Origin of the sequence: Nguyenibacter vanlangensis, assembly GCF_013376155.1 — a bacterium.
In the GTDB taxonomy this organism is placed as follows: domain Bacteria; phylum Pseudomonadota; class Alphaproteobacteria; order Acetobacterales; family Acetobacteraceae; genus Gluconacetobacter; species Gluconacetobacter vanlangensis.
Genome location: NZ_JABXXP010000115.1, coordinates 1 through 7,074 on the forward strand (window position 1 = coordinate 1; position 7,074 = coordinate 7,074).

At 63.7% G+C, this 7,074-nt stretch carries 9 protein-coding genes; 5 read left to right on the forward strand and 4 right to left on the reverse strand.

Annotated features, from left to right (window positions below):
• Positions 1–285, forward strand: a 285-nt coding sequence (locus HUK84_RS08035) for a hypothetical protein (RefSeq protein WP_176639829.1), incomplete at its 5' end; no start/stop codon positions are given.
• On the opposite strand, the gene HUK84_RS08040 is transcribed toward HUK84_RS08035, so the two are convergent.
• Positions 268–1,212 (reverse strand): LysR substrate-binding domain-containing protein, encoded by a 945-nt coding sequence (locus tag HUK84_RS08040; RefSeq protein WP_246285532.1) that lies wholly within the window; start codon positions 1,210–1,212, stop codon positions 268–270. The two genes, HUK84_RS08035 and HUK84_RS08040, sit on opposite strands and share 18 nt — an antisense overlap.
• A 157-nt stretch (positions 1,213–1,369) precedes the next feature.
• On the opposite strand from HUK84_RS08040, the gene HUK84_RS08045 reads away from it, so the two are divergent.
• Together HUK84_RS08045 and HUK84_RS08050 are read left to right on the forward strand one after the other, a co-directional pair.
• Entirely contained in the window at positions 1,370–2,176 is an 807-nt protein-coding gene (locus HUK84_RS08045) for a 2OG-Fe dioxygenase family protein (RefSeq protein ID WP_176639831.1), read from the forward strand.
• Positions 2,161–2,775 carry a LysE family translocator gene (locus HUK84_RS08050; protein ID WP_176639832.1) on the forward strand — a complete coding sequence of 205 codons (615 nt, stop codon included), beginning with the start codon at positions 2,161–2,163 and terminating at the stop codon, positions 2,773–2,775. Before HUK84_RS08045 ends, HUK84_RS08050 begins: the two co-directional genes overlap by 16 nt.
• A 327-nt stretch (positions 2,776–3,102) precedes the next feature.
• Here the strand turns inward: HUK84_RS08050 and HUK84_RS08055 are convergent, their stop codons facing one another.
• A complete protein-coding gene (locus HUK84_RS08055) occupies positions 3,103–3,993 on the reverse strand; it encodes a LysR family transcriptional regulator (RefSeq protein ID WP_176639833.1) in 891 nt (296 codons plus the stop codon).
• A gap of 2 nt (positions 3,994–3,995) precedes the next feature.
• Positions 3,996–4,145 (reverse strand): hypothetical protein, encoded by a 150-nt coding sequence (locus tag HUK84_RS08060; RefSeq protein WP_176639834.1) that lies wholly within the window; start codon positions 4,143–4,145, stop codon positions 3,996–3,998.
• 110 nt (positions 4,146–4,255) lie between these two features.
• Between HUK84_RS08060 and HUK84_RS08065 the strand changes: the two genes are divergently transcribed.
• Positions 4,256–5,530 (forward strand): MFS transporter, encoded by a 1,275-nt coding sequence (locus HUK84_RS08065; RefSeq protein WP_317135260.1) that lies wholly within the window; start codon positions 4,256–4,258, stop codon positions 5,528–5,530.
• A 222-nt stretch (positions 5,531–5,752) separates the two neighbouring features.
• Here HUK84_RS08065 and HUK84_RS08070 read toward each other — a convergent pair whose 3' ends face one another.
• A complete protein-coding gene (locus tag HUK84_RS08070; protein WP_176639836.1) occupies positions 5,753–6,457 on the reverse strand; it encodes a substrate-binding domain-containing protein in 705 nt (234 codons plus the stop codon).
• A gap of 124 nt (positions 6,458–6,581) precedes the next feature.
• On the opposite strand from HUK84_RS08070, the gene HUK84_RS22835 reads away from it, so the two are divergent.
• A complete protein-coding gene (locus HUK84_RS22835) occupies positions 6,582–7,034 on the forward strand; it encodes a hypothetical protein (protein ID WP_218064275.1) in 453 nt (150 codons plus the stop codon).
• Positions 7,035–7,074 lie beyond the last annotated feature (40 nt).

A 7,074-nucleotide genomic window follows, 5' to 3' on the forward strand; every position in this document is an offset into this window, starting at 1 on the left:
CGCGGCGGCCATGTCCTCTACGGCGACGCCGCGCTCACCGCCGGGCTGGCCCTGCCGGATTGCGAATCCCTCACCGTCGGCGGCGTGGCCAAGGCGCTGTGCATCCGGCACGACCAGCCCTTCTCCTACGCCATGCTCCGCGCCGATATGGGGCGGCGGCATGTCTACCCGCTGGCCACCGACGGCCCGCCCCCCAACGAACCGCCCTGCGAAACGCTGGCGGAAACCAGCGCCCGCCTGCCCGATGCCCCGCTGACCGCCGGCCGCTCAGGATCGCGCCCCTGAACCGTCCCCCTCTGAATCGTCCCCCCCTGGATCGTCCCCGGCGAACGCGCGCGACAGCCGCTCCATCCGCCGGCCCAGCCATGACGCAAAGAGCCGGCGCCGCGGGTCCCGGTCGAAGGGTTCGCGCGACAGACAGACATAGCGCGTGCCGTCCGGCACGAAGCGCCGCGGCGCGACCAGCAGCCCGGCGGCAATATCTCCCGCGGCCATGTACACCGACGCCAGCGCCACGCCGTGCCCGGCCTGCGCCGCTTCCAGCGCAAGGTAGAAATGCTCGAATATTTCCCGCTTCGCCCGTACCGGCCTGACGCCGGTCCGGCGGAACCAGTCCCGCCAGGCACCCGGGCGGGTCATGGAATGCAATTGCGGCAACCGCCGGAAATCTGAAACCGGCCGGTCGTCCGCCATGCGGGGCGACAGCACCGGGCCGGTCGCCTCGTCGGCCAGGGGATGGACATACAGATCGTTCGGGATCGGAAAATCGTCCCGCCGTATCGCAAGATCGATGCGGTCGCGCGCGAAATCCACCGGACCGCCCGCGGCGAACAGCTTCACGTCCAGCCCGGTCTCGCGCTTCAGCGCGCCGAGATCGCGGATCAGCATCTTCAGGCACAAGGTCGGCTCGCAGGAGATCGAAAGCGGCTGCACGACGCCATCCTGGCGGAAATCGTCGATCGCCTGCGCAAGATCCGCGAAGATCTCATGCAGCCGGCCGGCCAGAAGATGACCGCGCGGGTTCAGCGCCTTCCCCCGCCCGTCCCGCAGGAACAGATCCTCCCCCAGTTCCTCTTCCAACAGCCTGATCTGCCGGCTGACCGCGCCGTGCGTGACGTGCAATTCCTCGGCCGCGCGCGCCAGCGTCACATGCCGGGCAGCGGCCTCGAACGCACGCAACGCGTTGAGCGACGGCAGACGCAGGCGGGACATGGGCATCCGTTCCTCTCCTGGGATATGTGAGAAAATCTCACGTCAATGCGTCAAATCAAATCGATTTTTCCCCGGCTCCAGCTCTGACAACGTCAGCCCTGACAGATGAGCCGGGCTCCCACGCTGGAGCGATTCACAGGCAACGAGCACGTTTGTAATGCCCGCCGATGACGCAGTTGACGTCCGTCCCACGCCGCAGAATCTGGTCGCCGCGCGCGGCTTCGCCACGCTCGACAGCGCCGGGATCCTGAAGGCGCTATGCACGATCCGGCCTTACACGGGCAGGGACGTGGAAACATTCTGCGCATCCTGGGAGAACATGCCTCCGGATACGTACATGGCGGATGGCGGTCCGCCCCGGCGGCGGCGCCACGCGGTCTACCGGGTCGCTCCAGGCGGCGCCATCGAACGGCTGCATCATCGGCCGCACGTCCGGACGATCGATCATAACCCGCTCAACGGCGGCTCCGTCCGGCATGTCGAACCGATCGCCGACGCAACGAACGCCAATCCGGTGATGCAGGGCTTCCTGGGCCTCGCGGATCAGATCTTCTGCGGGCTGTCGCCTTGGACCGGATGGCGTGTCGACGCATACCAGTTCCGGATCACCGCCTCGGCCAACGGCGGCAAGCCGACGCCCGAGGGCGCGCATCGCGATGGCGTGGCCTACGTCCTGATGGCGCTGATCGACCAGCGCAACGTGCGGGGTGGCGAAACGACCATCTACGACCGCTCGCGCAATCCCCTGGGATCATTGAATCTGCAATCGCCTTTCGAAACCGCAATCATCGACGATGAACGGGTCTATCACGGCGTCGGCCCGATCCACGCATGCGATCCCGGCCAGGCAGCCTATCGCGATGTCCTGGTGCTGGCGTTCCGGCGGATTCCGGCCGAACCGCGGCGCCCCCGTTCCCGAAAAACCTCGAAAAACAAGGACCGGATCCTATGGCGCACTATCTGATCGTGCTCGCGGTGACGTCGCTCGCCGTCATAAGCCCCGGCGCCGACTTCGCCATGGTGTCGCGCAACAGTTTCCTCCATGGGCGTCGCTCCGGCGTTCTGTCGGCCTTCGGAATTGCGGTATCGTGCTGGATTCACGTCTTCTACGCCGTCTTCTTTCTCGCCACGGTCCAGGGCGTCGTTCCCGACCTGCTGACATATGTCCGCTTCGCGGGGGCGGCCTATCTCGCATATGCGGGCATGCGCACGATGCGGTCAGGCCTGGCGATCGAGGACGACGACGGCGCGCGGCCGGCAGTGTCGGCGTCCCAATCCTTCCTGGCGGGCTTTCTGACCAACGCCCTCAACCCCAAGACCGCCGTGTTCGTCATCAGTCTCTATACCCAGGTGATCGGCCCGCACTCGACCGTGCAATATGCCCTGCTGTGCGGCGCCACGATCTCCCTGTGTCATCTGGTCTGGTTCGTCCTTGTCTCCTACGGCCTGTCGCGCAGTGCCACGCGGCGCTGGGTCATGGCGCGCGCGGCCGGGTTCAATCGCGTCATCGGCGCAATCCTGCTGCTGATCGGCGCATCGCTTGTGTTTGTCGAAAGGGGCTGAGCGCATGGATCACCGGCCTGATGGCGCAACAAGGATGCGCATCGTCCAGCCGCGCACGACGGCCCGGCCGAACGCGATGGCCTTCATTGATCTCGAAGGCGTTCTGTGTCCCGAGATGTAGCCCTGTCTGGACGCACGGCTCACCATCACATTGCGTCGCGCTGGGCGACGCGTTCAACGATCTCGCGCTGTGCGCGGCGTTGGGTGCGGAATCCTGTTCCGCGCTTCGGCAACAACGCAAAGACACGCGCAGGATCTGCCCCGGGCCACCATGTACGATGCCGTCCGCGACGCATTCGACCGGCATCTCGATGCGCTTGGATATCCCTATCTCCGATAGCGCAGCGCGTCGACCACCAGGGCAAAGGCCGGCGATGACTGCCGGCGGCTCGGATAATACAGGTGGAAACCGGACCAGTAGGGACACCAATCCGCCAGAACCCGCTTGAGCCGACCCGTCGCGATATGGGGGTGCGCAAGTTCCTCAGGCATATGGGCAAGTCCCGCCCCCGAAAGGCAGGCATCGAGACTCTGAAGACTGCTGTTGAAGATGGCCTGTCCCTGGACACGCACCCGCAATTCGCGGCCGCCCTTCTCGAATTCCCAGGCATAGATCCCGCCACGGGTCGGCTGCCGAAACGTGATGCAATTGTGGTTCAGAAGATCCTGCGGCGTCCGCGGCACGGGGTGGCTGTCGAAATAGGATCTGGATCCGACGACGGCAAAGCGCACCTCCGGTCCGACAGGGACGGAAATCATGTCTTTTGCGACCTGTTCGCCCAGCCGGATACCCGCGTCATAGCGTTCCGTGACGATGTCGGTCAAACCGGGCTCGATACTCAGTTCGACCTTGATGTCGGGGTAGGCAGGCAGCAGCTTGGCCAGTTGCGGCCACACGATATGCTTGATCGCGTCGTCGGACGCCGTGATCCGAACCGTCCCGGCAGGCTTTGCCCGCAACTCCGTCAAGGCCGCGAGTTCGGTTTCGATCTGCGCGAAATGCGGACCGATCCGCTGCGCCAGGCGCTCGCCCGCCTCGGTCGGGGAAACGCTGCGCGTCGTGCGCATCAGCAGGCGAATGCCGAGACGTTCCTCCAGGCCGCGCATCGCATGGCTCAGCGCCGACTGCGACACGCCCAGCTTCCCGGCTGCCCGGGTGAAGCTCCGCTCCTCGGCCACGGCTAGAAAGGCCCGAAGGTCGTTAAGATTGTCACGCATATTCATGAATCGACTTCATGGAGCAGGTCGCGATCAGGTGGAATCACCTCATCATGGGGTGCAGGTGTCCCGAATTTCAAATCGAAGATTTTAAGTTCATAATGGACACGCGCTGACGCCGTCCAGGCGCGAATGCGATGTCCGGCATTCATGAGCCGGATTCATGACGACATACGGAAACGGGCAGCTTACGGGGGGCCGGCCTCGCCCTTATGCTGCATATGTCCCCCTCGCGCGGCCTGTCGCGCACCCGGAGAATATCGTGGAATTCGTCAGCCAGGACATCGCCTCGCCCTCGGAAGAGAGCGGGCCGGTCCACCCTTGTTGGAGCGCCGTCTTTTCGCTGTCCCTCAGCGTCGTCGGGTTCATCATCTCCGAAATGCTGCCGGCCAGCCTGCTGACCCCGATCGCCTCCGATTTGCGCGTGACCGAGGGGATGGCCGGCCAGGCCGTCACCGCCACGTCCATGGTGGCCGTCTTCGCCAGCCTGTTCATGGCCGCCATCACGCGGCACGTCGATCGGCGCGTCGTCCTTCTGGCCTTCGCGGCGTTGCTGATCGCCTCCAACCTGCTGGTCGCCTTCGCATTCAGCTATCCGATGCTCCTGGCAGGCCGGGTGCTCCTGGGGATCGGCCTTGGCGGCTTTTGGTCGATGGCGGCGGCGGTTTCCATCCGGCTGGTTCCCCCGGCAATGGTGCCGCGCGCGCTTTCGATCATCTTTGGCGGGGTTTCCGTCGGCATGGTGGCGGCGGTGCCGGTGGGCAGCTATCTCGGCGCGCTCATCGGCTGGCGCGGCATCTTCATGGGGTCGGCGCTTCTCGCGCTGATCGCCTTCTGCTGGCAGTTCTTTGTCCTGCCGTCGATCAGCCCGCGCGGGCAATCCCGCCTGGCGACGCTGTTCGAACTGCTCAAACGCCCGCAGGTCGGTGTCGGCAAGATCGGTATGGTGCTCGTTTTCGGCGGGCATTTCCTCTTCTTCACCTATCTGCGCCCGTTCCTGGAAGGCGTCACCGGTGTCGGCGCCGACGGTGTCGCCGCCATCCTGCTGGGGTTCGGCATCGCCAACATCGCCGGCACCGCGCTTTCCGGCGCCATGATCCGCGCGAGCCTGCGCATGACGCTGGCGGCCATGCCCCTGCTGATGGCGTCGCTGGCGCTGGGCCTCGTCACGCTGGGCGGCGCGCCGCCGATGGCGACGCTCTTCGTGGCCGGTTGGGGCTTTGCCTTCGGCGTCTTTCCGGTGGCGTGGACCACCTGGGTCACGCGGACCGTTCCGGACGAAACCGAAAGCGCGGGCGGGCTGCAGGTAGCCGTGATCCAGGCGTCGCTCGCGGCCGGCGCGGGTCTCGGCGGCGCGCTTCTCGACGCGCATGGTCCGCGTGGCGCCTTCGCCGGCGCCGGGATCGTTCTTCTGGCCGCCGCGGCCACGGTCCTCCTGTATCTGCGTCCGCAATCCGGCCCGCAACCCGCCCGGGTCACGGCACGCTCACCAAAACCTGCGGCACCCCTGCACGCTGGACATGATAATGAGAGATAAGGCGAGATGCCGATCGGTCTGCCTGTCAATCGTCGGCAGGCGCTTTTCTGGACCTCCGAATCCGCCGCGCTGACGCGACTGCCGGGGTCCAGGTGATGTCCGATGTCGCCTTCAACGTAAACGGCATAGCGCACGAACTGGCCCTCGGTCCCGCGTGAGTCGGGGCGGCGATTGCCAATGCGATCTACAACGCAACGGGCGCACGTATCCTGCCGCGGTCTCTCAGCGACTTTCATGCAACATACTCTTCATATTAATTCCCTCCCGTCCGACCCGCGCGCCAAATGCACGCTCTATCTCGCGTCCCAACGCCATGATTGCCGGTGCGGGAACCAGACTGGCGCGATGAACCAGGGCTATCGTCTGCCAGTTGGCTTTCGCTCGGACGGGAATGAAGACGAGGTTTCCCGAGATAAGATCCATTGATACATCGGCATAATTCATGAACGATATGTATGGCGATTCCCTCGCCATCCGCTTCATGAGATAAATGGAATCTGTTTCCATCACGATGTCAGACGAAATTTTTTCTCCCATGCTTGCATCTATTACCTGCCTCAACGACATTGAGGAGTCCGCCAGGACGAGCGGGTATCCAGAGAAATCATTTGGCCCGAGGGATGGTTCTCGCGATAAGGGATGCGAATCGGACATGACTGCCCCAACCTGAAAGTCAAACTCCAGAAAGCGCGTTAAGCGTGGTCGCGTGGGCAGATTATAGCCGAGCCCCAAATCGCTTTCATGCGCAAGAAGGGATCGGCAGATCTCCTCTCCATTCCCCATTCGAATGCTCAATTTGATTTTAGGATGTGCAGCGCAAAAACGTCTCAGCGCTTCGCTAAGGACACTGTCGGCAAAACCGGTCATCGTTACAAGTCGGACTTCCCCAGTGGCAAGTCCGCGAAGCTCTTCAATCGTAATGAACATTCGCTCGTGCTGCCGCAAAGTTTCACGCACGTGTCGAAGGACGACCTCTCCCAATTCAGTAAGTTGGAGCAGGCGACCGGAAACCCCGGATTGTCCTCGCCATCAGAAAACGGCCGCGCCTGAAATGCTCAAGGACATATCCATCGTCAACTTGTCGCTGCTCGTCGCGATCGGTGGCGTTCCCACGACCATCAGAGCGCAATCAATCGATGCCAGGAATGTCGGTGGCGCATCGTTGGCTCCCGGATCCGAGAGGATGTCGGACATCAATAGTCTCGGCCTCTATCCCAAGGGATCTTTGTCAGTGGAGGAGTACGGCTCCATGGCTGGTGACGCCCGAGTCAAATCATTTGCATTTGTCGATGTATATTATGGATTAGATCTGGATTTGGCCAGAATTCTGCCCGTCTCGGGTGCATATGTGCGTCTTGCGTTGGACACGCGAGCCGGGGGCGATCCATCCGGCGTGAACAACGTCGCGTCATCGGCGATTTCGTACCTCCATGGCTCACCACCCATCAGTTTCATCCGGATGCCCATAATGGCGGCATTGGTTTGCGGAACTGGAGGAGCCTGACAATGCGCCGGACGCCGCGCGTGAACCAGGAGAGCCTGCT

What these genes read in the sequence shown, in the direction of transcription:
- HUK84_RS08050 (WP_176639832.1), top strand. Translation starts at nt 2,161, where the DNA reads ATGGCGCACTATCTGATCGTGCTCGCGGTGACGTCGCTCGCCGTCATA.
- HUK84_RS08070 (WP_176639836.1), bottom strand. Translation starts at nt 6,457, where the DNA reads ATGTTCATTACGATTGAAGAGCTTCGCGGACTTGCCACTGGGGAAGTC.
- HUK84_RS08040 (WP_246285532.1), bottom strand. Translation starts at nt 1,212, where the DNA reads ATGTCCCGCCTGCGTCTGCCGTCGCTCAACGCGTTGCGTGCGTTCGAG.
- HUK84_RS08055 (WP_176639833.1), bottom strand. Translation starts at nt 3,993, where the DNA reads ATGCGTGACAATCTTAACGACCTTCGGGCCTTTCTAGCCGTGGCCGAG.
- HUK84_RS22835 (WP_218064275.1), top strand. Translation starts at nt 6,582, where the DNA reads ATGCTCAAGGACATATCCATCGTCAACTTGTCGCTGCTCGTCGCGATC.
- HUK84_RS08060 (WP_176639834.1), bottom strand. Translation starts at nt 4,145, where the DNA reads ATGAATGCCGGACATCGCATTCGCGCCTGGACGGCGTCAGCGCGTGTC.
- HUK84_RS08045 (WP_176639831.1), top strand. Translation starts at nt 1,370, where the DNA reads ATGCCCGCCGATGACGCAGTTGACGTCCGTCCCACGCCGCAGAATCTG.